Source organism: Desulfuromonas sp. CSMB_57, assembly GCF_020194955.2.
Classification (GTDB): domain Bacteria; phylum Desulfobacterota; class Desulfuromonadia; order Desulfuromonadales; family Syntrophotaleaceae; genus JAFCIY02.
On record NZ_JAFCIY020000036.1, the window covers coordinates 22,676 to 46,868 of the forward strand.

Annotated in this window: 20 protein-coding genes; 6 read left to right on the forward strand and 14 right to left on the reverse strand. The window is 63.4% G+C overall.

The genetic code is table 11. The features are described from left to right. Positions 1-99: 99 nt before the first annotated feature. The 14 genes from JQN68_RS10650 to JQN68_RS10715 form a co-directional block, all read right to left on the reverse strand. Positions 100-756 (reverse strand): endonuclease III domain-containing protein, encoded by a 657-nt coding sequence (locus JQN68_RS10650; RefSeq protein WP_225072155.1) that lies wholly within the window; start codon positions 754-756, stop codon positions 100-102. A gap of 11 nt (positions 757-767) precedes the next feature. Next, a complete protein-coding gene (locus JQN68_RS10655) occupies positions 768-1,502 on the reverse strand; it encodes a ComFC family protein (protein WP_225072154.1) in 735 nt (244 codons plus the stop codon). A 32-nt stretch (positions 1,503-1,534) separates the two neighbouring features. Beyond that, a complete protein-coding gene (gene gpmI / locus JQN68_RS10660) occupies positions 1,535-3,079 on the reverse strand; it encodes a 2,3-bisphosphoglycerate-independent phosphoglycerate mutase (RefSeq protein WP_225072153.1) in 1,545 nt (514 codons plus the stop codon). Then, positions 3,076-4,437 carry a lipopolysaccharide assembly protein LapA domain-containing protein gene (locus JQN68_RS10665; protein WP_225072152.1) on the reverse strand — a complete coding sequence of 454 codons (1,362 nt, stop codon included), beginning with the start codon at positions 4,435-4,437 and terminating at the stop codon, positions 3,076-3,078. The genes gpmI and JQN68_RS10665 overlap by 4 nt, the downstream gene beginning before the upstream one ends. 68 nt (positions 4,438-4,505) lie before the next feature. Beyond that, the gene (locus JQN68_RS10670; RefSeq protein WP_225072151.1) at positions 4,506-4,976 is read right to left on the reverse strand and encodes a 23S rRNA (pseudouridine(1915)-N(3))-methyltransferase RlmH; all 471 of its coding nucleotides are present in this window, start codon (positions 4,974-4,976) and stop codon (positions 4,506-4,508) included. Beyond that, positions 4,973-5,353: a ribosome silencing factor gene (gene rsfS / locus JQN68_RS10675; RefSeq protein ID WP_225072150.1), complete on the reverse strand. Its 381-nt coding sequence runs from the start codon at positions 5,351-5,353 to the stop codon at positions 4,973-4,975. Before rsfS ends, JQN68_RS10670 begins: the two co-directional genes overlap by 4 nt. 3 nt (positions 5,354-5,356) lie before the next feature. Continuing rightward, positions 5,357-6,019 carry a nicotinate-nucleotide adenylyltransferase gene (gene nadD / locus JQN68_RS10680; RefSeq protein WP_225072149.1) on the reverse strand — a complete coding sequence of 221 codons (663 nt, stop codon included), beginning with the start codon at positions 6,017-6,019 and terminating at the stop codon, positions 5,357-5,359. Positions 6,020-6,021: 2 nt separating this feature from the next. Further along, a complete protein-coding gene (locus JQN68_RS10685; protein WP_225072148.1) occupies positions 6,022-7,278 on the reverse strand; it encodes a glutamate-5-semialdehyde dehydrogenase in 1,257 nt (418 codons plus the stop codon). 115 nt (positions 7,279-7,393) lie between these two features. Next, positions 7,394-8,518, reverse strand: a complete 1,125-nt coding sequence (gene proB / locus JQN68_RS10690) for a glutamate 5-kinase (protein ID WP_225072147.1) — start codon at positions 8,516-8,518, stop codon at positions 7,394-7,396. A gap of 230 nt (positions 8,519-8,748) precedes the next feature. Continuing rightward, entirely contained in the window at positions 8,749-9,792 is a 1,044-nt protein-coding gene (gene obgE, locus JQN68_RS10695; RefSeq protein WP_225072146.1) for a GTPase ObgE, read from the reverse strand. A 124-nt stretch (positions 9,793-9,916) separates the two neighbouring features. After that, positions 9,917-10,171 (reverse strand): 50S ribosomal protein L27, encoded by a 255-nt coding sequence (gene rpmA / locus JQN68_RS10700; RefSeq protein ID WP_225072145.1) that lies wholly within the window; start codon positions 10,169-10,171, stop codon positions 9,917-9,919. A gap of 46 nt (positions 10,172-10,217) precedes the next feature. Continuing rightward, positions 10,218-10,526: a 50S ribosomal protein L21 gene (rplU, locus tag JQN68_RS10705; protein WP_225072144.1), complete on the reverse strand. Its 309-nt coding sequence runs from the start codon at positions 10,524-10,526 to the stop codon at positions 10,218-10,220. An 86-nt stretch (positions 10,527-10,612) separates the two neighbouring features. Beyond that, a complete protein-coding gene (locus JQN68_RS10710; RefSeq protein WP_225072143.1) occupies positions 10,613-12,124 on the reverse strand; it encodes an Rne/Rng family ribonuclease in 1,512 nt (503 codons plus the stop codon). Between the two features lie 127 nt (positions 12,125-12,251). After that, the gene (locus JQN68_RS10715) at positions 12,252-14,738 is read right to left on the reverse strand and encodes a TIGR03960 family B12-binding radical SAM protein (protein ID WP_225072142.1); all 2,487 of its coding nucleotides are present in this window, start codon (positions 14,736-14,738) and stop codon (positions 12,252-12,254) included. 211 nt (positions 14,739-14,949) lie between these two features. Between JQN68_RS10715 and JQN68_RS10720 the strand changes: the two genes are divergently transcribed. From JQN68_RS10720 to JQN68_RS10745, 6 genes are all read left to right on the forward strand, one after another. After that, positions 14,950-15,672: a PHP domain-containing protein gene (locus tag JQN68_RS10720; protein ID WP_225072141.1), complete on the forward strand. Its 723-nt coding sequence runs from the start codon at positions 14,950-14,952 to the stop codon at positions 15,670-15,672. A 128-nt stretch (positions 15,673-15,800) separates the two neighbouring features. Beyond that, positions 15,801-16,865, forward strand: coding sequence for a branched-chain amino acid aminotransferase (locus JQN68_RS10725; RefSeq protein WP_225072140.1), 1,065 nt, complete (start codon positions 15,801-15,803; stop codon positions 16,863-16,865). Between the two features lie 500 nt (positions 16,866-17,365). Next, on the forward strand, positions 17,366-18,685 hold the full coding sequence (locus JQN68_RS10730; protein WP_225072139.1) for an ammonium transporter AmtB: 1,320 nt from the start codon (positions 17,366-17,368) through the stop codon (positions 18,683-18,685). 387 nt (positions 18,686-19,072) lie between these two features. Next, the gene (locus JQN68_RS10735) at positions 19,073-20,179 is read left to right on the forward strand and encodes a class II glutamine amidotransferase (protein ID WP_225072138.1); all 1,107 of its coding nucleotides are present in this window, start codon (positions 19,073-19,075) and stop codon (positions 20,177-20,179) included. Then, positions 20,167-21,810, forward strand: coding sequence for a glutamate synthase-related protein (locus tag JQN68_RS10740; protein WP_225072137.1), 1,644 nt, complete (start codon positions 20,167-20,169; stop codon positions 21,808-21,810). Before JQN68_RS10735 ends, JQN68_RS10740 begins: the two co-directional genes overlap by 13 nt. 14 nt (positions 21,811-21,824) lie before the next feature. After that, a complete protein-coding gene (locus JQN68_RS10745) occupies positions 21,825-24,140 on the forward strand; it encodes an FAD-dependent oxidoreductase (protein WP_225072136.1) in 2,316 nt (771 codons plus the stop codon). Positions 24,141-24,193 lie beyond the last annotated feature (53 nt).

Below are 24,193 nucleotides of genomic sequence, written 5' to 3' on the forward strand. Positions count from 1 at the left end.
CCTGAGCAGTCCGAAGCGGAGTCCTTCCTCAAGTTTAGCCTTTGAAGAGCCGTTGACAATCCGGCAGACCATCAGGAACGGGTATGAGGTGAAAAACGCTCAGAGATAGCGGGGGCAGTCGACGCGGAGGGGGCAGGTATCGCAGAGGGGCCGTTTGCGGCAGAACTGCTTGCAATGCTCGACGATCAGGGCATGGTATTCGTTGAACAGGTCAGCATCGGCGGGCAACCGGCTCATGAACAGATGGCGAATCTCCGCATAGCTCTCGCCGCCGGTCAGCAGCCCCAAGCGCCCCAGCAACCGCCGGGTATAGGCGTCGATCACGAAAGAGGGCCGGCCGCCGGCATAGAGCAGGATGGAATCGGCGGTTTCCGGACCCACTCCCTTGAGGGTCAGCAATTCGGCCCGTACCGCCTCCAAGGTGCCATCGAGGAGCGTCGCAAGACTTCCGCCATGCCGCTCCACCAGATAACGGGCGAACAATTGCAGACGCTCGGCCTTCTGACGAAAGAATCCTGCCGGACGAATCAAGGCTTCGAGCTGACCGAGCGGCAGTTGCAGAAGAGCTTCGGGGGTTAGAGAAATGGTCGCCTTCAGCGCGGCGATGGCCTGCTCGACATTGCGCCAGGCGGTGTTCTGGGTCAGGATGGCGCCGAGGACCACTTCCCAGGGACTGTCGGCCGGCCACCAGTGCAGTGGCCCGTAATATCCGGCCAAGGACCGGAAAAGTCGTTCGATACCCTGTTGTACTACCATGGGCGAGTCCTTCAACGCAGGCGGCGGGCCCGCCCCAGCACCGCCACGGCCACGGCTTCGGCGCCGCCCTGCAGCAGGGTGGCGGCACACTCCCGGGCGGTAGCGCCGGTGGTCAGCACATCGTCGATGAGCAGCACTCGGGCCCCGTCGAGGGGTTGCCGCACGACAAAGGCGCCCCGCAGATTGCGGCGACGTTCCTCGGCCGAAAGCCCCTGTTGAGAAGGCGTCGCCCGGGTTCGTTCCAGCAACCGGGCCGCCACCGGGCGATGCCATCGTCGTCCCAGAGTCCGGGCCAGCAACAGCGATTGGTTGTAGGTGCGTTGCCGCAGGCGTTCCCGGTGCAACGGCACGGGTACCAGCACCGCGGGCGCAAACTCGGTCACCGCCGCCCGCAAGCGTTCCGCCAGCAGAGTCCCCAGACAACGGTCCAGGCCGACGGCCTCCTGGTATTTGAACCGCTGCACGGCCAGGCGGAGCAGATCTTCGTAGCAACCGAGACTGCGGCACCAGGTGAAAGGCGGAGGCTGACGCAGGCAGACTTCGCAGAGATGGTCGCTGCCACCTTCGGTCAGAAAAGGTTCTTCGCAGAGGGGACAACGGGGTGATGGGATGGGGGAGATTGCCGTACGACAGGCAGGGCAGGCGGGAGGTACCGGCCGTTCGCTGAGAACCTGGCCGCACAGGGGGCAGGCCGGCGGCAGCCACCAGTCGAGGAAGCCGCGCAGTTCCCCTTGGAGGGCCGCCATCCAGCCTCGCCATCCGGCGCCCGGCGCCGTCATCAGGCTTCGATCAGGCTGCGTCCGGTCATCTCGGCCGGCGCCGGCAGATCCATCAACTCCAGGATGGTGGGGGCCAAATCGGCCAGTCGGCCCGACCGCAGGACCGCCTCGCGCCGGGTCGGATCGACCAGGATCAACGGCACCGGGTTGGAAGTATGGGCGGTATGGGGCGCGCCCTGGGCATCGACCATCTGTTCGCAATTGCCGTGATCGGCCGTGATCAGCAGACAGCCGCCGGCGGCCAATATCGCATCCGCCACCTGCCCGGTGCAGGCATCGACGGTTTCCATGGCCCGCACCGCCGCCGCCTCGACCCCCGTATGACCAACCATGTCGGGGTTGGCGAAATTCAGTATGATCAGATCGTATTCGCCCGATTCCACCCGACGCACTAGTTCAGCGGCCACCTCGGGGGCACTCATCTCCGGTTTGAGATCATAGGTCGCCACCTCGCGCGGCGAAGGAATCAGGACCCGATCCTCGTTGGCGAAAGGCGCTTCCCGGCCACCGTTGAAAAAGAAGGTGACGTGGGCATATTTCTCGGTTTCGGCGATGCGCAATTGCCGGCGCCCGGCTGCGGCCACGACCTCGCCGAGAATGTTGGGATAGGTCTCGGGGGGAAAAGCCACGGGCAGTTCGAAGGTGGCGTCGTATTCCGTCAGGCAGACGAAGCCGGCCAGTTGCGGCTTTCGCTGCCGGTCAAAGCCGGGAAACGCGGTTTCGGTGAGGGCCCGCGTGATCTCCCGTGCCCGGTCGGCGCGGAAGTTGAAGAAGATGATGCCGTCGTCATCCCCGATGAGGCCGCCCTCCGATCCGGCCCCCACCCGGCAAGGTTCGACAAACTCGTCCGTCTGGCCGGCCTGGTAGGCTGCGGTGATGGCCGCGGCGCTGTCGGGAAATTGCGGTCCGGCCCCCTGCACCATGGCGGCATAGGCCCGTTTCACCCGTTCCCAGCGGTTGTCGCGATCCATGGCCCAGTAGCGCCCCATGACCGTCACCACCCGCCCCAGGCCCTGTCGCGCCAGTTCCCGTTCCAGGTCGGCCAGGTAGCCGGCACCGCTCTGCGGCGGGGTATCGCGGCCATCCAGAAAAGCATGGATGCACAACTCCCCGATGCCTTGCTGCCGGGCCATCTCCACCAGGGCGAAGACGTGGCTGAGATGGGAATGCACCCCGCCGTCGGACAGCAGTCCCATCAGATGCAATGTGCCCTGCCGCCGACGCACCTTGTCCATGACTTCGACCAGAACCGGATTGCGAAAAAAATCCCCCTCTTCGATGCTGCGACCGATGCGGGTCAAATCCTGGTATACGATGCGCCCGGCCCCGATGTTGAGATGGCCGACCTCGGAGTTGCCCATCTGGCCGTCGGGCAGGCCGACATCGAGGCCGGAGGCCCGCAAACGGGTGTGGGGCCAGTCCTGCAGCAGGCCATCCAGGCGCGGGGTACGGGCCAGACAGACGGCGTTATGCGAACAGGAGGGATTGATGCCCCACCCATCGAGGATGACCAGAGCAACAGGTCGCGGTACCTGGCTGGTCATACGCCGATTTCTCCATGGTGAATCTCGCGCAGCGACAACGCCGGCGCCGGCTTGATGAACTCGCGCCCCGCCAGGCGGCAGGCATCCCAGGCGCCGCAGGCCGGACACCGCCCCTGCCAGTCGGCGGTTTCTACACCGCACCGTTCGCAGGCAAAGGCAAAGGCCAGCCGGCCGTTGGCCGCAACGGCCTGGCGGAACTCGCGAATGGCCATCTCCGGCCGATCGCGCCGGGCATGCACTTCCGCCAGCAGATGGTGCAACTGGGGAAAGTCGGCGCCGCTCTTTTCGATCTCGCTCAACAGCTCCAAGGCCTCATCGACCATTTCCAGGCGCAGGCAGAACTTGCCGTAGAACAGCCGCAAAAGCAAATCCTCCGGCCGCGCCTGCGCTGCTGCCCGGTAGAAAGCCAGCAAACCGCTTGGGTCCTCCGCAGCCAGGGCCAGCTCTTCGAGGCGGGACAGAAACACGCCCTGGCCGAACTGGTCGTAGCCCTGCTGCCAGACGGTGGCCGCCTCTTCATGGTTCTGCAGACCGCACAGGGCATCGCCGAGCAGCACCTGGGCCGGCGCATAGTCGGGGCGCTCCTTGACCAGCGACTTCAGCTCCGCGGCCGCCGAATCGAAACGGCTGTCCGCAAGGGCTTGGCGGGCTTTCTCGAGACGCAGCGCGGCGAGGGTGTCGGATTCCGTGGCCAGCACCGCTTCCGGCGCCTTCTTGACGATGCGACGCTGCAGATCGAGGGCTTCGCCCCAGCGCTCGCCGCGCATGTGCAGATCCCGCAGCCGTCGCAGGGCCTCGGCATTGTCGCCTTCGAGGGCCAGAATGCCGCGATAGGCGTTGAGCGCCTCTTCCGTCTGGCCGCCGGCCAGATAACCTTCGCCGAGCCGAAACAGCACTTCGAGATTGTCCGGAGCCAGTTTCTGAGCCCTCTGCAGGCAGCTGATGCTCTCCGTGGCGGCGCCTTCCAAGCGGTACAGTTTGGCCAGGGCCAGTACCACCTCGACGCGGGAAGCATCGAGATCCAGCGCCTTCTGCAACAGCCGCCGGGCTTTTTTGAAGTCACCGGAAAGAATCCGCTCGTTGCCCTGCTGGTAGAGACTGGAAACAGAGCGGGCCTTTTTCTCCCGCCGGCTGCGCCGCCAATCCTTGAGCAGATGGGCGATGGCGCCGTACAGATGAAACAGATAGCCGATCAGCAACCCGAGGAGCATGCTGCCCACCACCAGAACCGCCAGGGAGGTGGTGACCTCCTGGCCGGGCCAGAAGATGATGGCGACCTGTTCCGGATTGAGGTTGAAAAAGAAGATGAACATGGCCAGAAACAGGATCACCAGCAACAGAAATGCCATCAGGGTCATGATCGGCTCCTCGATTCTCCGCCTCCGGCTTGCGCCGGGATTATGGACAGCGGGCGGCATGCGCCGCGCTAACGGTTATGGTACGGTTCATTGCGCAGAATGGTCAGGCCCCGATAGAGCTGCTCCAGCAGCAGCAGGCGCGCCATCTGATGGGTCAGGGTCAGGCTCGACAGGGACCAGACCAGGTCGGCCCGCTGCCGGACGGCGTCGCTCAGCCCGTAGGCGCCGCCGATAATGAATACCAGTTCGGCGGTACCCTGCAGCATGTGCTTGCCCAGCAACTCGGCAACCCCTTCCGAGGTGTAGGAACGACCGCGTTCGTCCAGGGCGATGACCCAGGCCCCGTCCGGAACCTTATCCAGGATGCGGCGGCCCTCCCGCTCCTGGAGATAGGCCGGCTCGGCCCGGGCCGCCTTCTCCTCCTTCAACTCCAGCGTCCGCATCGGCAGGTAGCGCTGCAGGCGCCCCCCATAGTCCTCGGCGCCATCGCGCAGATAGGGCAGGGACAGGCGGCCGACGCAGACCAGGCTGAGCTTCATGCCCTCCCGGTCCGACCGGTTTCGGGCTCGGCATCCGGTATGGAAACTTCCGGGGCCTGTCGCCAGAGCCCTTCCAGATCGTAATACTGCCGCACCGGCTCCTGAAAGACATGCACCATGACATCCCCGTAATCGAGGAGAATCCAGCGCCCTTCCTGCTGACCCTCCACCGCCAGGGGGCGCAGTTCGTGATCCTTTTTCAGGCCGGTTTCGATGGACTCGGCGATGGCCTGCACTTGGCGGTCGGAGCGGCCGGAGACGATGAGCACGAAGTCGGTCAGGGAGGAAAGTCCCGTCACATCCAGCAAACGCAGATCAAAGCCCTTTTTTTCCAGGGCATAGGCGGCACAGAGCAGAGCTTCTTGTTTGGCGTGCAAAATTCAGCACCTTTCACGGCAACGGTAGAGACCGTGCCTGTCGATATAGTCGGCCACGGCGGCCGGCACCAGATAGCGCAGCGAACGGCCGGCGGCCACCAGCTTGCGGATATGGGTCGAAGAGATATCGAGGAATGTTTCGCTCAGAAAAATCACCCGGTTGCCGCTGCGATGCAGCAACCGCCCGCCTTGGTCATCGTAACAGAACTGGTCCTGGATGACAACGGGCAGCAGTCGCAAGGGATCATCGCCGGCGCTGCCGGGCCGGGCCGCCACCACCAGGTTGGCCAAGTCGAACAGCCGCGGATAGTCCTTCCAGATCTCCAGGCTACGGTAGGAGTCCATGCCGATGATGAAATAGAATTCGTCATCCGGATACTCTTCGCGCAGCAGTTCCAGGGTACGCACCGAATAGCTTTTGCCCGGCCGCCGCGCCTCCAGGTCGCTGACGGCGAACTGCGGGTGGTCGGCGATGGCCGCCCGGACCATGGCGCACCGATGGGCAAAGGGGATGTCGTCGGCCAGGGCCTTGTGGGGCGGCATGGCCGCCGGGATGAACAGCACCCGATCCAGCCCGCACAGTTCACGCACCTCTTCAGCCACCCGCAGATGGGCCAGATGGATGGGGTTGAAGGTGCCCCCCAGAATGCCGAGCTTGGCGGTCACCCTCAGGCCCGGACCTGGCCGTCCCCGAAGACGATGAACTTGCGGGTGGTCAAATCTTCCAGACCCATGGGACCGAAGGAATGCAGCTTGGTAGTGGAAATGCCGATCTCGGCGCCCAGACCGAACTGGTTGCCGTCGGAAAAACGCGACGAGGCATTGACCATCACCACGCTGGAATTGATCTCGCGCAGAAAACGCTGTGAATTGGCATAGTCGCGGGTGACGATGACCTCGGTGTGCAGGGAGCCGTAGCGCTGGATATGGGCGATGGCCTCATCCAGACCGTCGACCACCTTGACCGCCAGGATCAGATCCAGGAATTCGGCGCCCCAATCCTCCTCGACGGCCGCCTTGATGTTCGGGGCATGCTGCCGGGTGGTCGGGCAACCGCGCAGTTCGACACCGAGGGCGGCCAGGGTCGCGGCAATGCGCGGCACGAAGGTCGCCGCGGCCGCCCGGTGAACGAGCAGGGTTTCCATGGCGTTGCATACCCCCGGTCGCTGCACCTTGGCGTTGATGCAGATCTTTTCCGCCATGTCGAGGTCGGCATCGGCGTCGACGAAGGTATGGCAGACCCCCTTGTAGTGCTTGATGACCGGGATGCGGGAGTTTTCGCTGACAAAGCGGATCAGCCCCTCGCCACCGCGGGGAATGATGAGATCGATGTACTCCTCCAGCTGCAGCAGTTCCGTCACCGCCGCCCGATCCGTGGTGGTGACCACCTGCAGGGCGCCGTCCGGCAGCCCCATGGCCGTCAACTGGCCCTTGAGGATGGCGCCGATGGCGACGTTGGAATGAATCGCCTCGGAGCCGCCGCGCAGTACCACGGCGTTACCGCTCTTCAGGCACAGACCGGCGGCATCGGCGGTGACGTTGGGCCGCGACTCGAAAATGATGCCGATGACCCCCAGGGGAATGCGCATGCGACCGACCTGAATGCCGCTGGGACGGCGCCACATGCCGGTGATCTCGCCGACGGGATCGGGCAGTTCCGCCACTTCCCGCAAACCGTCCGCCATGGCCCTGATACGGTCCGCATCGAGGCGCAACCGATCAAGCATGGCCGTGGACAGGCCTTTTTCGCGGCCGTTGGCGAGGTCCTTGGCATTGGCCTCGATGAGAGCCGGTGTTTCCCGCTCCAGGGCCTCGGCCATGCGCCGCAGCAGATCGTTCTTGACGGTGGTGGACAGCTGCGCCAGAGTTCTCGACGCGTCCCGGGCCTGGCCGGCCAACTGCAGCATTTCCTCCCGCAGGGTCATTGTTTGTCTCCTTGTAACTGCTCACTTGACGGCCTCGGAGCCCCCCCGCTGACCGGGGCGCGAAAACCTGCTCCATGGCTGCTGACTTAGTTCGTTTGCTCGACAGTCTCGCTGGTCAGCGTACCGCCACCACCATGTTGTCCCGATGCACCACTTCGTCGCCGTACTTGTAGCCGAGCAGGGCTTCGATCTCGGCCGAATTGTGCCCCATGATACGGAGCAGTTCCTGGCTCGAATAGCCGACAATGCCTTTGGCGATTTCCCGTTTCTGCTCATCGCAGATACGCACCGCATCACCGCGTTCGAAATGGCCTTCCATGGCCTTGATGCCGGAAGGCAGCAGACTTTTGCCCTTGTCCAACAACGCCCGGCGGGCCCCCTCATCGACCAGCAGGGTGCCGCGACTGCGCTTGGAGAAAGAAATCCAGTGCTTGCGGGAGCTGAGGCGCTGCCGCACGGGCAGAAAGAAGGTCCCCAACTCCTCGCCGGCCAGAACGCGCGGCAGGATTTCCGGCAGACGACCATTGACGATGATGGTGCCGACCCCATAGAGACTGGCGCGTTTGGCGGCCTCGACCTTGGTGGCCATGCCGCCGGTGCCGACCATTGAACCGGCGCCACCGGCCATGGCTTCGATCTCCGGAGTCACCTGCTCCACCAGGGACAGTCTGCGCGCCTCGGGGTTGGTCTTGGGATTGCTGTCGTAAAGACCGTCGACGTCGGACAGGATCACCAGCAGATCGGCCTCCGCCAGGCTGGTGATCAGGGCAGACAGGTTGTCGTTGTCGCCGAAGCGGATTTCCTGAACCACCACCGTGTCGTTTTCATTGATGATGGGCGTAACCCGGTATTCGAGCAGGGTCATGAGGGTGTTGCGGGCATTGAGAAACCGGCGCCGGTTGGCCAGGTCATCCCCGGTCAGCAGAATCTGCGCCACCACCCGGTTGTAGGGCTGAAAGGCTTCCTTGTAGGCCCGCATCAGGCGACTCTGGCCGATGGCGGCGGCGGCCTGCTTGAGAACGATGGTCGGCGGCCGGCCGACGATGCCCAGGGCACCCTTGCCCGTGGCCACGGCCCCGGACGAGACCAGGACCACCTCCATGCCTTGGTCCCACAGGGTACAGATGTCCTTGGACAGGGCCCGGATAACCTCCAGGTCAAGCCCGTCCTGGCCGAAGATAACCCCGCTGCCGACTTTCACCACGACCCTTTTGACCGAGCCGAGAAGTTCCCCGCGCATCCCTCGATTCCTTTTCGGAGTTGGCAGTAATGGCTGTTTAAAAAACCGGGCAATTGTTCGCCAACAGGTCTCGTGCCCTCCACGCCGTAGGTGCCTGGCGCCCGGAGGGCAACCGCCAAGCCCCAGGCATGGGTTCATGCGGCCCTCGGCGTGGGGGCGCAAGACCCATCTCCACAGCTGTTGAACAGTGCTCAAACCGGTACGATTCTAGTCACCGGCCAAAGCCCTTGTCAAGGCATCGGCGGGGTTCCGGAAGAGGTTTCCGCCGGGCGCCGCAAGGCCTCCAGCTGTTCGCCTACAACGTGGACCAGCTCCTTCACCCCTTCGCCGGTCACCGCCGAGAGGGCAAAGCAACGCCGGCCGCGAGCGGCAAACAGCGCCTGCACCTCCGGCACCTGCTCGCGCACCTCGGAGACATCGAGCTTGGTCAGCACCACCAACTGCGGTTTCTCCAACAGTTGCGGATTGTGCCGGGCCAATTCCTGATTGATCATGTCGAACCGCTCCAGGGCCTGGTCCGGCAGCAATTCGGAAACATCGAGCAGATGCAGGAACAGGTCGGTGCGCTCCACATGGCGCAGAAAACGGGTGCCGAGGCCGTGCCCCTCGCTGGCCCCTTCGATGAGGCCCGGGATATCGGCCATGACGAAACTCTTGAAACTGCCGTAACGCACCACCCCCAGATTGGGCACCAGAGTGGTGAAGGGATAGTCGGCTATTTTTGGTCGGGCCGCGGATACCGCCGCGATGAGGGTCGATTTGCCGGCATTGGGCAGGCCCACCAGGCCGACATCCGCCAGCAGCTTCAGTTCCAGCCGCAACCAGCGCTCCTCCCCCGGGAGCCCCGGCTGCACATGGCGCGGCGCCCGGTTGGTACTGGTTACGAAGCGGGCGTTGCCGCGTCCGCCCAAACCGCCACGGGCCGCCACGAAGGTCTGGCCGGCCTCTTTCAAATCGGCCAGCAGTTCCCCCGTGGCGTCATCGTACACCAGCACGCCCGGCGGCACCCGGATCTCGCGATCGGCGCCGTTACGGCCATGACGGTTCTTGCCCATGCCGTGCCCGCCGCGCTCCGCCTTGTAGTGCACCTGATAACGCAGATCCAGCAGGGTGCCGAGACCCTCGTCGACCCGAAATCGGACCTCACCGCCGTTGCCGCCATCGCCGCCGTCGGGTCCGCCCAGGGGGATGAACTTTTCGCGGCGGAAGGACAGGCAGCCGCGCCCGCCATCACCGGCGACCACATGGATTTTAACTTCATCGACAAATTTCATGGATTCCGTTTATTCGTTTCAGCCGCAGACAGAAAAAGCAGAAAAGCCCGAAGCTCTCCATAGGGAACCCCGGGCCTTTCTCAAGCAGGTCGACAAACCGGTAAAGCCGTTCGCAGAGAACGTCTTATCCGGCGAAAACACTGACCTTTTTCTTGTCCTTGCCTTTGCGTTCGAACTTCACCACGCCGTCGATGAGGGCGAACAGGGTGTAATCCTTACCGCACCCGACATTGTTGCCGGGATGAATGGTCGTGCCGCGCTGCCGCACCAGGATCGAGCCCGCCGTCACCTGCTGACCGCCGAAGCGCTTGACGCCCAGGCGTTTGCCGGCGCTGTCGCGACCGTTCTTGGAACTGCCACCGGCTTTCTTGTGAGCCATGGAAAACCTCCTTTGCGTCCATCCGCAAATGCCGGATGGATACTCCTTACGCCTCGATGCCTGTAATTTTCAGGCGGGTGATGGGCTGACGGTGTCCGTAGGTCTTGCGATAGCCCTTGCGCCGCTTGGAGTGGAACACCAGGACTTTTTTGTCCTTGTCCTGCTCGACAATGCGGGCGACGACTTTCGCGCCAGGCAATAGAGGTGTTCCGATCTTAACCTCTTCTCCGCCGACCATGAGGACCTCGTTCAGCTCCACCGTGTCACCAACCGCACCTGCGAGCTTTTCGACCTTCACCAGGTCTCCTTCGGAAACTTTGTACTGCTTTCCTCCGGTCTTGATCACCGCATACATACCCGTTCACCTCACTTTCCCTTTTATCTGGCTTTCGCCGAAGGCGCACTATAGATCCGGAACTTTCCGACTGTCAAGGGAAAACCTCAGCTGGAAACCAGCTCGAACTGTTCCTGGTGAAAATCGAAGCGGGCGGTAATGACAATCTGCTTGCCGAAGGTCCTTTCCAGTTCATCCACCGCCTGCCGCTCCTCGTCGCAGATCAGGGCCGCTACCGCGGGATGCACCAGCAACGTGACCTGGCGTTCGGCGCGATGGAGAATTTCACGCCGCAGTTCCCGGAAAATTTCATAGACCATGGTCGGCCGACTCTTGACGTAGCCCTTGCCTTCGCAGTACGGGCAAGGCTCGCACAGGGTCCGGGTGAGGTTTTCGCGCACCCGCTTGCGGGTCATTTCCACCAGACCGAGTTCGGAAATCTTCAGGATATTGGTCTTGGCGCGATCCCCCTTGAGGGCCTCCTCGAGGGCCATGTGCACCTTTTCGCGGTGGGCCTCCTTTTCCATATCGATGAAATCGATGATGATCAGCCCGCCGATGTTGCGCAGCCGCAACTGGTAGGCCACCTCCCGTACCGCTTCCAGGTTGGTCTTGAGGATGGTGTCCTCCAGATTGTGCTTGCCGACAAAGCGCCCGGTGTTGACGTCGATGGCAGTCAGGGCCTCGGTCTGTTCGATGATGATGTAGCCACCGCTTTTCAGCCAAACCTTGCGGCCCAGGGCGCGGGCGATCTCCACTTCGAGGCCGAAGGCGTCGAACACCGGTTCCTGCCCCTGGTAGTGTTCGATGGCGTACTGCAGGCGGGGCATGAAGGTCTCGATGAAGCGGATGATCTTGTCGTGTTCGCGCCGCGAGTCGACCACGATGCGCTGCACGTCCTCGGTGAGAATGTCACGCAATACCTTGCTGGTCACATCGAGATCGGAGAAGATCAGGCAGGGTGCCTTGTTGCTGTCCCGGATGGAGGTGATGTCCTGCCATAGACCGGCCAGAAAATCGCGATCGGCGCGCAGGTCCTCCTCGCTTTTGCCTTCCGAGGCGGTGCGGACGATAAAGCCGGAACCGGGCGGCCGGATGGCCTCGATAATACCGCGCAGACGCTCCTTTTCCTCTTCGTTTTCGATGCGTCGCGAAATGCCGATGTGGTCCACCGTCGGCATGTAGACCAGATGCCTTCCCGGCAGGGAGATGTGGGAGGTGATACGGGCGCCTTTGGTGCCGATGGGTTCCTTGGAAACCTGGACCAGCACCTCCTGCCCTTCCTGCAGCAGATTCTCGATGGGCGGCAGGGTCGCCACCTCCCGGCCGTCTTCTTCCGGCAACCGGACGCCGTTGTCGCCTTCATCGACGAAACGCTCCACCGCCTTCATTTCATCGAGCACATCCGCTACGTAAAGAAAAGCCGCTTTTTCCAGGCCGATATCGACAAAGGCGGCCTGCATGCCGGGCAGGACCCGAATGACCCGTCCCTTGTAAATGTTGCCCACAATCCCCCGTTCCCGGGTACGCTCGATGTACAACTCGGCAATGTGGCTGTTCTCGAGGAGCGCCACCCGGGTTTCGTGGGACGTCGTATTGATGACCAGTTCCTTGGTCATGAAACCTCCCTGTGCAGCAAAGAAATCGAAAATGCCTGACGGCAAGGGATTAAAGCCATGCGCTGCCCCGGTCGTCTGCAAGACAATGAATCTAATTATAAACCAGATTTCGCATCCGAGCCGCAGCTCAGTGCAAACGCACCGACAGCTTGCGTATCGGCAGATGGGCTACCTCATCCTGATTCAGCGCCAGCAGCCAGGCCGCCACCGGCACCGGACTGCCCTTGCTCAGGGTCAGCCACAAGGCCCCGTCGCGGCGCTCCGCCTCCAGCACCCCGGCGCGCAGGTCAAGGGTCTGCAACCGGCCCTTTTTGAGCCGCTCCACCGGCACCTCGGCAGCGGTCAGAAAAGCCGCCAGACGGTCATCCAGGCCCTGTTCGAGCCCTTCCGGCAATTGAATGCGATAGGTCGAGGCAGCGATACAGCAGGACGGCGCCGGCGTCGACCAGGCCACCTCCTCGGCGCCCAGAACGGCAAAGCCTCCCGGCAGTTCGGCATTCAGCGCCGCGGCCAATACCTCGGCAGCCATGGGCCGCGACAATTTGATGTCGATGACCTCGGCGTCGCTTTCCACTCCGGTCGGCAGGGCATCGGGAAACGACACCTGCGGAGCAGGATGAAAGCCGGCCGAAAACCGCACCGGAATGTCCGCCCGGCGAATGGCCCGATGCAGCACGGTCATAAATTCGAGATGGCTCACGAACCGGGCCGCCCCGGCCTTGCTCACCAACAGCCGCACCTTGGCCGGCTGCTCGGCCGCCGTCTCCGGCGGCGCCTGCTCCGCAGCAACGAAATCGGGAACCGCCAGTTGCGGTCGCAGGGTCTCGAAATCGCACACCCCGCAGCCGGCGCAGTCGCCGTGGCGGCAGTCCGGGGTATAGACGCCGGCGAGGGCCCGTTCCCGCTCCGCCAGGAAAAAGGCCTTGGGGATGCCGCTGTCGATATGATCCCAGGGCAGCACCTCGTCCGGCTGCCGCTGCCGCAGATACCAGTCCGGATCCAGGCCGCAGTCGGCGAAGGCCTGCTGCCAGAGATCGAAGCGAAAGTGATCGCGCCAGCCGTCGAAACGGCAGCCCAGCTCCACGGCCCGTTCCAGGACCGCGCCCAGGCGCCGGTCGCCGCGGGCGAAAACCCCTTCGATAAAGGACATGGGTGCTTCGTGCCACTTGAAGCGCAGCTTTTTGCCGCGCAGGGCCTCCCGCAGGCGCTCCTGCTCGGCCAGGGTTTCGGCCATGCTCAGCTGCCGCTCCCACTGGAAGGGGGTGTGGGGCTTGGGCACGAAGGTCGAGACGGCAACATTGACGTCGGCGCCGCCGCTGCCCTTGCCGGCGCGCTTGACCTGGGCCGCCAGATCGACGATGGCGGCCCGGTCCTGGGCCGTTTCCGTGGGCAGGCCGATCATGAAATAGAGCTTGATCAGCCGCCAGCCCAGCCCGAAGGCGGTACGCGCCGTTGCCAGCAGATCCTCTTCCGTGATGCCCTTGTTGACCACCTGGCGCAGGCGCTCGCTGCCGGCCTCCGGCGCCAGGGTGAAGCCGGTTTTGCGTACTTTGCGGATCTCCTCCATCAACTCCCCGGTCAGGGAACCGACCCGCAGACTGGGCAGGGACAGAGCCACCCGCTGTTCGCGGTAGCGATCCATGAGCGTCTTGAGCAACTCGCCGATATGGCTGTAGTCCCCCGTCGACAGGGAGAGCAGGGAAACTTCTTCATAACCGGAACAACCGAGGGCCGCAGCGATGATGTCGGAGATGGTTGCCGGATTGCGCTCCCGCACCGGCCGCGAAATGAAGCCGGCCTGACAGAAGCGGCAGCCGCGGGTACAGCCGCGGGCAATCTCCACCGCCACCCGATCGTGAACCGTATTCATGAAGGGGACGATGGGCCGGGTCGGATAGAAGGCGCGATTCAGATCTGCCACCACCCGCCGCCGAATCTGCTCGTAGCCCGGCCGCAAAGGCCGGATGGCAGCCAGACGGCCATCCGGTTGATAATCGACGGCGAACAGGGCCGGCACGTAAACCCCTTCGATGGCCGCCAGGCGCCGATAGAGAGCGGCCCGATCCTCGCCGGCCGCCTTCGACACCCGCAGCGCCTCGGCCAGGTCCACCACCGCCTCCTCCCCGTCACCGACCACGGCACAATCGATGAAGTCGGCCAGGGGTTCGGGATTGAAGGCCCCGGGACCGCCGACCACAATCAGCGGATGGTCCGCGTTGCGCTGCGCACGGCGGCGCGGCAGGCCCGCCAAATCCAGCATGTTGAGCACATTGGTATAGGATAGTTCGTATTGCAGGGTAAAGCCGACGGCATCGAACCGGGCCAGGGGGCGACTGGTTTCAAGGGTCTCCAGCGGCAACCCGGCGGCGCGCATGCGTGCCTCGAGATCGGGCCAGGGTGCGTAGACCCGCTCCGCCGCCACCCAGGCCAGGGCATTGAGCCGGTGATACAGCAGCGGCAAACCGATGTGGCTCATGCCGACTTCATACACATCGGGAAAGGCGAGGGCAAAACGCACCTCGACCTGCGCCGCATCCTTGCAGACACTGCCGCGCTCGCCGCCCAGGTAGCGGGAGGGCCGGGCGACCTGCTGCAACAACTGGTCTAATTTCATAATTTCGTAACATCCATGGGTAAAATGCTTACAAGGTCAGCGTTTATACCATGGTCTTTCCCCGGGAAACAACCTTGCCCGCGGCCGCGGCCGAAATCCGGTCGCTGCCGGCCGCCCGGAGAGGGGATTTGAAACCCGCCGGCCGGTATGCTAACATCGCCGAATCCGCGATTCGCCACCGAATCCGGACCCGAAGAAAGGATACCCCAACATGCTCGAAAAGCTCGCCATCGAGGCCGATCTCCATGTCCATACCGTGGCCTCCGGTCACGCTTTCAGCACCATCAACGAAATCGCCCTGGAGGCCGCCGAACGGGGCCTCAGAGCCGTCGGCATGACGGATCACGGTCCGGCCCTGCCGGGCGGCCCCCACTACTATCATTTCGCGACCTTGAATTTCATCCCCCCCTACCTGCGGGGCGTTCGCATCCTGCGCGGTGTTGAGGCCAACATCGTGGCCATCGGCAAATTGGACCTGCCCGACACCATGCTCGATCAACTGGAACTGATCCTGGCCGGCTTTCATCCGGCCTGCGGTTTCGATCAGCGCGGCATGCGGGACAACACCCGCGCCGTTCTCGCCCTGATGGATAAACGCCGGGCCCACATCATCTGCCACCCCGGCAACCCCGAGTATCCCCTCGACTACGAAGTCATTGCCCGCCATGCCGCCCTTACCGGCACCGCCCTGGAACTGAACAATTCCTCCTTTTCCATGAGCCGCGCCGGCAGTGCCGACAATTGCCGCCACATCGCGCGACTCTGCGCCCGCTTCGGCACCCCCGTCGCCCTCGGCAGCGACGCCCATATCGCCCAGGGCATCGGCTATTTCGACGATGCCCTCCAGGCCTTGGAGGAGGCCGGCGTCGCCGCCGAGCAGATTGTCAACCGCACCCTGGCTTCGACCCTGGAATTTCTCGGCCTTCCCGCCTGATCGCCAGGCCCTATCCGACGCCGCCGCAACGGCGCAAAAACCCGGCAAAAGCCCTTGCAGGCCTTGTTTAATTATGCTAAACATCGAGCATTGTTCGGCAATCCTGCCATGGAATGGAGGCCTTTTGCATGGATATCGAAATCTGTCCCCTGGAGACGTTGAAACCGCGCCTCGCCGATGAATCCAAACTGGTTTTCGGCCGCCAGTTCAGCGACCGCATGTTCCTCATGGAATACGATGCCGGCCAAGGCTGGCATTCGGCCCGCATCAAGCCCTACGGTCCCTTCACCCTCGATCCGGCGGCCCTGGTGTTGCACTACGGCCAGGAGATCTTCGAAGGCCTCAAGGCGTTTCGGCGCCAGGACGGCAGCATCGCCCTGTTTCGTCCGGCGGACAATATTCATCGCTTCAACAAAAGCGCCCGGCGCATGTGCATGCCGGAGGTCGATGAGGCCTTCTTCCTGCGTGCCATCAAGGACCTGGTTCGCCTGGAAGCCGACTGGGTGCCGCGCAGCGAGGGCACCAGTCTCTATATCCGGCCGACCATGATCGCCACCGAAGCGGTACTGGGCGTCAAGCCCGCCGCCCGCTACTACTGTTACGTCATCCTGTCGCCCGTCGGACCCTATTACAAGGGCGGCTTCCAACCGGTCAAAATCTGGATCTCGGACAGCTATACCCGCAGCGCGCCCGGCGGCACCGGCGAAGCCAAAACCGGCGGCAATTATGCCGCCAGCCTGCTGGCCGCCCAGGAAGCGGCGGCACGCGGCTTCGACCAGGTACTGTGGCTCGATGCCGTGGAACGCCGCTATGTCGAGGAAGTCGGCAGCATGAACATCTGTTTCGTGGTGGACGGCACCCTGGTCACCTCGCCGCTGCATGGCACCATCCTCGACGGCATCACCCGGCGTTCGGTCCTGACCCTGGCCCGGGAAATGGGCCTGGCGGTGGAAGAACGGGCCCTCAGCGTGGACGAACTCCTCGACGGCGCCGCCAACGGCCGCATCAGCGAGAGTTTCGGCACCGGCACCGCGGCGGTGGTCAGTCCCGTCGGCCAACTGACCTACCGGGACCGCACCGTCACCATCAACAACAACCAGGTCGGCCCCCTCACCCTGAAACTGTACGAAACCCTGACCGGCATTCAGTATGGACGCCTGGCCGACAACCACGGCTGGATCGAACCCGTCTAAAAAATCCGGCGGCCCCTGTCGGCGGCCGTGTTTTCGGACCACCAAGTTCTGCCGACTGCCAACCATGACCGCGGGCCGTCATCCTCGATGACGGCCCGCTTCATTTCGCCTGGATCCCAGGCAGCCCTGCCCTTTTTTTAGGCAAAAACCTTCCATCTTTTCCCTGACCGCCACCCAACACACTGAAATCACAATTATAAATTATTGGTACGGTGCTTGCCTATGGATTGGTCTCAGGGCGCCGCAATGACTGCGGGTCCGGTTTTCATTCCCATGCAACGGAGCAACGGAGGTTGAGCAATGACCCGCATCGGTTGTGTTTTTTGCACCCCCCCGGCGTCCCGGCACCTATCGGCCCTGGCTGCAACCTGCCGGGCCGTGGCCTGGTCGCCCCCGATTCCGACCCGAAGCCGATCCGGAACCGGATCATACTGAACCACCGCCATATCAGTGCCCAGGTTCGCCCAACCTTTTCAACGCTTTCACAACGAGGTCAAACAATGTTCAGAATATGGAAACTTGCCATCATGGCCGTGCTTCTCACGCCCGCCCTGGCCCTGGCCGAAGAGGCTCCGGTCAGCGACGTCACCTTCATCCTCAACACCTTCTCCTTTCTGATCAGCGGCGTCCTGGTCATGTGGATGGCCGCCGGCTTCGCCATGCTCGAATCGGGCCTGGTGCAGAGCAAGAACGTCGCCATCATCTGCCTGAAAAACATCGCCATCTTTGCCATCGCCAGCGTGCTCTATTACCTCATCGGCTACAACCTCATGTATAGCGGGGTGGATGGCGGCTTCATCGGCCAACTCGGCCTCTGGTTCGCCGACGATGCCGCCGCCAAGGGCGGGGATTTCGCCCTCGGCCACACCGCCGGGTCGGATTGGTTTTTCCAGATGGTGTTCGTCGCCACGGCGGCATCGGTGGTTTCCGGTACCGTTGCCGAGCGCATCAAGCTCTGGCCGTTTTTGACCTTCTGCGCCGTACTGACCGCCATCATCTACCCCATCCAGGGCTCCTGGACCTGGGGCGGCGGCTGGTTGAGCAACCTGGGCTTTGCCGACTATGCCGGCTCCAGCATCGTTCATTCCGTCGGCGGCTGGTCGGCCCTGACCGGTGCCATCATTCTCGGCGCCCGCAAAGGCAAATATCGCAAGGACGGCAGCGTCAACGCCATTCCCGGCTCCAATCTCACCCTGGCCACCCTCGGCACCTTCATTCTCTGGATGGGCTGGTTCGGTTTCAACGGCGGCTCGGCCCTGGCCCTCGGCACCGTCGACGCGATCCTTGAACAGTCCACGGTCTACATCAATACCAACATGGGGGCCTGCGGCGGCCTGATTGCCGCCATGCTGCTGCTGCAGATCCTGTACAAAAAAACCGACCTGACCATGTCCCTCAACGGCGCCCTGGCCGGCCTGGTGAGCATCACCGCCGGGCCCGTCACGCCCTCCCCCCTCGGCGCCATCCTCATCGGCGCCGTCGGCGGCTGCCTGGCGGTGCTGGCCGTACCCTTCTTTGACCGGCTGAAGATCGATGACGTGGTCGGCGCCCTGTCGGTACACCTGGTGTGCGGCATCTGGGGAACCCTGGCGGTGCCCTTCACCAATCCGGAAGCCAGCTTCCACATCCAGCTGCTCGGCGTGGCCTCCATCGGTGCCTTTGTCGTCCTGTGCACCTCTCTGGTCTGGTTGGCCCTGAAGTACACCGTCGGCATTCGGGTTTCCGAAGACGAGGAATACGCCGGTTCGGACACCACCGAACTGGGCCTGGAGGCCTACCCGGAGTTCGGGCAGGGTTCCAGCAAGGTACGTCACCGCTAACTAAACCAAAGCCACCGCGTCGGTTCACGAACATTCCGGCTCCGAGCCGGCCCTGGCGGCCGGAGCCGGACCAAACCTTACCCACCCCGGGTGCTGGCCCGGCCCTCTGCTCCCGGAGGCGCCGGGCAATTTTTTAAGTAATCAAACAACACACTCAGTGTAGACCGTCCTGCCACCAGCCCATCCCCAGACGTTCCAGACGATCCCCCAACTCCACGCCATTCAAGTATAAATTATTGTTTTTACAAGTTTTTAAATCAGGCAACCAAGAACACACTGACTCTCGGCACGCATCTCCATATTGGCATTCAATTTGCTAAAGAGTAGTATCCGGGCCATTTGGGCCGGCCAATTCCGTTTACACCCGTCACCAGGAGGTTGCATTACATGTGTCGCATAGGAGCCATCAAAAGTCGCCACTACGTGCATCCCAGCCAAGCCCTGCTGCTGATGCAATCACAGCAGGAAGGCCATGACAACTCCGGTTTCGCCATGGTCATGCAGGATCTGGGAGGCATCTTCGAGGCTTACAAGCATCTGCCCACCCTGTCGCTGGCCTGTACCGATACCGGCCTGAAAATTGCCGAGGACCTGCTGCACGCCAAGGGGTTCCGCCGGGTCTATCAATGGGTACCGGACACCAATCGGAAACCGGGCCTGGACATCATGGCCATGCCCAATTACGTGTTTCAGACCTTCGATTATCCGGAGCCCTATCGGACCGCGGAACCGAAGGTCAAGGAAGAACTGCTGGTCGGCACCCGCCTGCAGCTGCGGGCCGCCCTGGAGGAGAACGAGACCGGCTTCGCCTACTCCTTCTGGCCGGACGTCATCACCCTGAAAGAGATCGGCGATCCGCGGGACATCGGCACCTTCTTCAACCTCTGGAAGGCGGACGACAACTTCACCGCCAAGGTGATCACCGCCCAATGCCGGCAGAACACCAACTACGCCATCGTCCGCTATGCGGCCCATCCCTTCTTCCTGCAGGGCTACACCGCGCTGGCCAACGGCGAGAACACCTTCTATCAAAAGAACAAGGAATTCCAGCAGTCCCTGAACCGGGGCTACATCGGCTTCGAGTCAGACTCCCAGTGCTTTCTCTACACCCTGCACTACCTGCACCGGGAACTCGGCTGGCCGCTCTCCTACTACAAGCACGTGATTACACCGTTGCCCTTCGAGGACGTGGTCAAGCGGGAGGATCAGCAGCAGTTGCTGGCCATGCGCCAGTCCCTGGCGCACCTGGAAATCAACGGCCCCAACACCATCATCGGCGTGCTGCCCGACAACACCCTGTTCACCTGCTGCGACGCCAAGAAACTGCGGCCGGTGGTGGTCGGCCGGGATGCGGACACGGTGGTCATCTCTTCCGAAGCCTGCGGCATCAACGAGGTACTCCCGGACCGCAACTGGGAGACGGACATCTACCCCAATGAACGTGAAATCGTAGTCATCGACGACACCCTGGAGGTCCAGAGATGGAAACAGTAAAAATAAACGACCTCGCCTGCAACGATCTGCCCTGGAAGATCCACTACGATCCGGTTCGCTGCACCCTGTGCGGATCCTGCATCGCGGCCTGCACCTTCGAAGCCATCGGCCCCAAGATGGAACGGCGCCGGATCACCTACACCGAAAGCGAAACCCCGGAACCGAAAACCCGCTTTTCGGCCCAGCCGGTCATCGCCCAGCGCAATGTCATCAAAAATTTCTGTCGCGGCTGCGGCGTCTGCGAACGGGTCTGCCCCAACAGCGCCATCCGCGCGGAGCGCAATCCTGACTCCCGTTTCAACGTCGTCTATCAGACGGCAACGGCCAGCGGCCCGAAACGCGGCGGCCGCAACAACCTGGAAAACCAGGCCCGCACCCTGGATACCATCCGCGTCGGCCGCATCTCGCAGATGACCGACCCGAGCCTGGACGCCCAGCGTCATACCTTCGACTGCCGGGCACCCCTGGGCCGCATCCTGCCGGCCAAGGGCCTGCCGTTCCAACAGGTCGGCGAGAACCGCCTGGAGCAGAGCGGCCAGACCCCGCCGGTGCGCTGGATCTATCCGGTCATCATCGGCGACATGTCCATCGGCGCCCTCTCCTGGCGCATGTGGGAAGCGGTGGCCATGGCCGTCGCCTACCTCAACGAGGAATGCGGCCTGCCGGTGCGCATGTGCTCCGGTGAAGGCGGCATGCCGGTGCGACTGCTGAAGAGCAAGTACCTCAAGTACATGATCCTGCAGATCGCTTCCGGCCACTTCGGCTGGAATCGCATCATCAAGGCCATGCCCCACATGGTCGAGGATCCGGCCGGCGTGCTCATCAAAATCGGCCAGGGCGCCAAGCCCGGCGACGGCGGCCTGCTCATGGCGGCCAAGGTGGCGTCCCACATCCAGGCGATTCGCGGCGTGCCCAAGACCGACCTGCTGTCGCCGCCCAACCACCAGGGTCTGTACTCCATCGAGGAGAGCGTGCAGAAGATGTTCCTCTCCTTCAACGCCGCCTTCAAGTTCCGCGTGCCGGTGGCCATCAAGGTGGCGGCCAGCGCCACCTCGGTGTCGGTGTTCAACAACCTGGTGCGCGACCCCTACAACATCGTCGGCGGGTTTTTCCTCGACGGCATCGACGGCGGCACCGGCGCGGCCCACGACATCTCTCTCGACCACACCGGCCACCCGGTGGTGAGCAAGCTGCGCGACTGCTACCTGGCCGCGGTGGCCCAGGGCCGGCAGGGCCAGATTCCCCTGTGGGCGGCGGGCGGCCTCGGCAAGACCGGCAACCTGGCGGCCGACGCCTTCAAGATGTTCTGCCTCGGCGCCAACGGCGTCTTCACCGGCAAGCTGATCCTGCAGATGGCCGGCTGCCTCGGTAACGACCACGGCCGCTGTAATGCCTGCAACACCGGACTTTGCCCGGCCGGCATCACCACCCAGGAACCAGTATTGGCCAAACGCCTCGATCCGGAGCGGGTTGCCGAGAACATCGTCAATTACTTTTTGGCCATGGACGTGGAACTGCGTAAGCTCATGGCCCCCATCGGCAACTCCTCCCTGCCCGTCGGCCGTTCCGACTGCCTGGTCTCCACCGACAAGGCCGTCGCCGATCGCCTGCAGGTTCAGTACGTCTGCTAAGGAGGTTTCAGATCATGGCAGCCTATATCAAAGGTTTTGACGACAACAATCAGCGCATCTCCACCCAGCAACTGCTGCAGAAGATATATGCCGCCCTGGAAGCGGGAGAGACCGAATTCGAAGTGTTGGCCTCGGGCCATCACGACATCGGCGGCCCGCTCTGGACCTCGGACGGCACGCCCCTGAAGTTCACGGTCCAGAATCCGGGACAGCGGGTCGGTGCCTTCGGCCTCGAGGGTACGGAAATCGTCATCAACGGTCCGGCGCCGGCCGATGTCGGCTGGCTCAACGCCGGCGCCACGGTGGTTCTCAAGGGCGACGGCGGCGACACCACCGCCCACTGCGCCGCCAGCGGCAAGATCTACGTCGCCGGCCGCGGCGGCACCCGCACCGGCTCGCTGATGAAGCACGACCCGTCCTATGCGCCGCCGGAGTTGTGGATCCTGAAAAACACCGGTTCCTTCTCCTTCGAGTTCATGGGCGGCGGCATCGGCGTGGTATGCGGCGTCGACAGCGAGCAGTTTGAATCGGTGCTCGGCGACCGCGGCTGCGTCGGCATGGTCGGCGGCACCATCTACGTTCGCGGGCCGGTCAAGGGGCTGTCCAATGACGTCTGGCTGCTCGATCTCGATGAAGGTGACCGGGAATTTCTCACCACCAACATGCCCGTCTTCCTGGGCAAGATCGACAAGTCGCAGTTGCTGGCGGAACTGACGGATTTTTCCCAGTGGAAGAAGATCGTCGCCAAGACCTACCAGGAGCGTCAGACCGTCGAGCGCATCACTTTGCGCGAATTCCGCCTCGGCAAATGGGTGGAAGGCGGCATCTTCGGCGATGTGGTCAGCGACGACTACGATCTGGTGGCGGGCTTCGTCAACACCGGCGACGGTCGGTTGAAAATCCCCCACTGGCAGAACAAATCCTACGCGGCCCCCTGCCAGGCGTCCTGCCCGACGGGCATCCCGACCCAGGACCGCATTCGCCTGCTGCGCGAAGGCAAGACCCAGGAGGCCCTGGAGCTGGTGTTGAACTTTTCGCCGTTTCCGGCCAGCGTCTGCGGCCAGGTCTGTCCGAATCTCTGCATGGATGCCTGCAGCCGCCGCCATCTCGACCATCCGGTAGCCATGAAGGAACTCGGCCGCCTGTCCCAGGACGCCGCGGCCCCGGCCCTGCAGCCTGCCACGGGGAAAACCGTGGCCGTCATCGGCGGCGGCCCCGCCGGCCTCTCGGCGGCCTGGCAGTTGGCCCTGCGCGGTCACAGCGTCACCCTCTACGAGGGCGATGAGGAAGTCGGCGGCAAGCTGCGTCAGGTCATCCCCACGGATCGTCTGCCGCGGGAAGTGCTCAACGCCGAAATCGAGCGCATCAAGCAGATCGGCGTCGACATCCGCACCGGGCACCAGATCGATCGCGCTGCCTTTGACGCCATCCGCGGGGAAAACGACGCCGTGGTCATCGCCACCGGCGCCCACAACCCGGTGGTCATTCCCTTCCCCGGCCACGAACGGCTGGTCAAGGGCCTCGATTTTCTCAAGGAGATCAACGCCGGCCGGCAGCCCCAGGTCGGCCGCAAGGTAGTGGTCATCGGCGCCGGCAACGCCGGCATGGACGTGGCCCTCGGCGCCTACGCCATGGGCGCCCAACAGGTGACGGCCATCGACGTGCAGCGTCCGGCCGCCTACAAGAAGGAGATCGATCATTTCGAAGGCCTCGGCGGTCGCATCGAATGGCCGGTCTTCACCGAGCGCATCTCCGAACAAGGACTGCACACCAAGGACGGCCGTCTCATCGAGGCGGACATGGTCATTATCGCCATCGGCGAACGGCCCGACCTGTCCTACGTGCCGCGGGAGTGGCTCACCGAGCGCGGCATGATGAATGTCGACGACTGTTGGCAGTCGAAGCAGGCTCCCGGCGTTTTCGCCCTGGGCGATACCATCAAGCCCGGCTTGCTGACCCATGCCATCGGCAGCGGCCGCGAGGTGTCCGAGTACATCGACGACTTCCTGGGCGGCCGCGAACTGGTCGCCAAGAAACAGCCCGAGATGATCCCCCAGTGGAAACTCCACAAGGAGTCCTTCCAGGCCCGCAACCGCGGCCGCTTCAAGGTCACCGACGCCTGCGAAGAAGCCAACCGCTGCATCAGCTGCGGCACCTGCCGCGACTGCTCCCTGTGCCTGGAAACCTGCCCCGAAGGGGCCATCATCCGCCAGGAAAAACTTGACGGCTCCTACGAATACGTCGCCGACGAGCAGTACTGCATCGGCTGCGGCCTGTGCGCCGGCATCTGTCCCTGCGGCGTCTGGGCCATGGAGAAAACCATTTTATAACCGCTTCCTCGCGTCCCACTGACGCACTGTCATATCCCACAAGCGCGCACCAG

Bases quoted from the DNA above. Each gene is read 5' to 3' on its own strand.
- JQN68_RS10650 (WP_225072155.1), bottom strand. From the start codon at position 756: ATGGTAGTACAACAGGGTATCGAACGACTTTTCCGGTCCTTGGCCGGA.
- JQN68_RS10655 (WP_225072154.1), bottom strand. From the start codon at position 1,502: ATGGCGGCCCTCCAAGGGGAACTGCGCGGCTTCCTCGACTGGTGGCTG.
- gpmI (WP_225072153.1), bottom strand. From the start codon at position 3,079: ATGACCAGCCAGGTACCGCGACCTGTTGCTCTGGTCATCCTCGATGGG.
- JQN68_RS10665 (WP_225072152.1), bottom strand. From the start codon at position 4,437: ATGACCCTGATGGCATTTCTGTTGCTGGTGATCCTGTTTCTGGCCATG.
- JQN68_RS10670 (WP_225072151.1), bottom strand. From the start codon at position 4,976: ATGAAGCTCAGCCTGGTCTGCGTCGGCCGCCTGTCCCTGCCCTATCTG.
- JQN68_RS10685 (WP_225072148.1), bottom strand. From the start codon at position 7,278: ATGACCCTGCGGGAGGAAATGCTGCAGTTGGCCGGCCAGGCCCGGGAC.
- proB (WP_225072147.1), bottom strand. From the start codon at position 8,518: ATGCGCGGGGAACTTCTCGGCTCGGTCAAAAGGGTCGTGGTGAAAGTC.
- obgE (WP_225072146.1), bottom strand. From the start codon at position 9,792: ATGAAATTTGTCGATGAAGTTAAAATCCATGTGGTCGCCGGTGATGGC.
- rpmA (WP_225072145.1), bottom strand. From the start codon at position 10,171: ATGGCTCACAAGAAAGCCGGTGGCAGTTCCAAGAACGGTCGCGACAGC.
- rplU (WP_225072144.1), bottom strand. From the start codon at position 10,526: ATGTATGCGGTGATCAAGACCGGAGGAAAGCAGTACAAAGTTTCCGAA.
- JQN68_RS10710 (WP_225072143.1), bottom strand. From the start codon at position 12,124: ATGACCAAGGAACTGGTCATCAATACGACGTCCCACGAAACCCGGGTG.
- JQN68_RS10715 (WP_225072142.1), bottom strand. From the start codon at position 14,738: ATGAAATTAGACCAGTTGTTGCAGCAGGTCGCCCGGCCCTCCCGCTAC.
- JQN68_RS10720 (WP_225072141.1), top strand. From the start codon at position 14,950: ATGCTCGAAAAGCTCGCCATCGAGGCCGATCTCCATGTCCATACCGTG.
- JQN68_RS10725 (WP_225072140.1), top strand. From the start codon at position 15,801: ATGGATATCGAAATCTGTCCCCTGGAGACGTTGAAACCGCGCCTCGCC.
- JQN68_RS10730 (WP_225072139.1), top strand. From the start codon at position 17,366: ATGTTCAGAATATGGAAACTTGCCATCATGGCCGTGCTTCTCACGCCC.
- JQN68_RS10735 (WP_225072138.1), top strand. From the start codon at position 19,073: ATGTGTCGCATAGGAGCCATCAAAAGTCGCCACTACGTGCATCCCAGC.
- JQN68_RS10740 (WP_225072137.1), top strand. From the start codon at position 20,167: ATGGAAACAGTAAAAATAAACGACCTCGCCTGCAACGATCTGCCCTGG.
- JQN68_RS10745 (WP_225072136.1), top strand. From the start codon at position 21,825: ATGGCAGCCTATATCAAAGGTTTTGACGACAACAATCAGCGCATCTCC.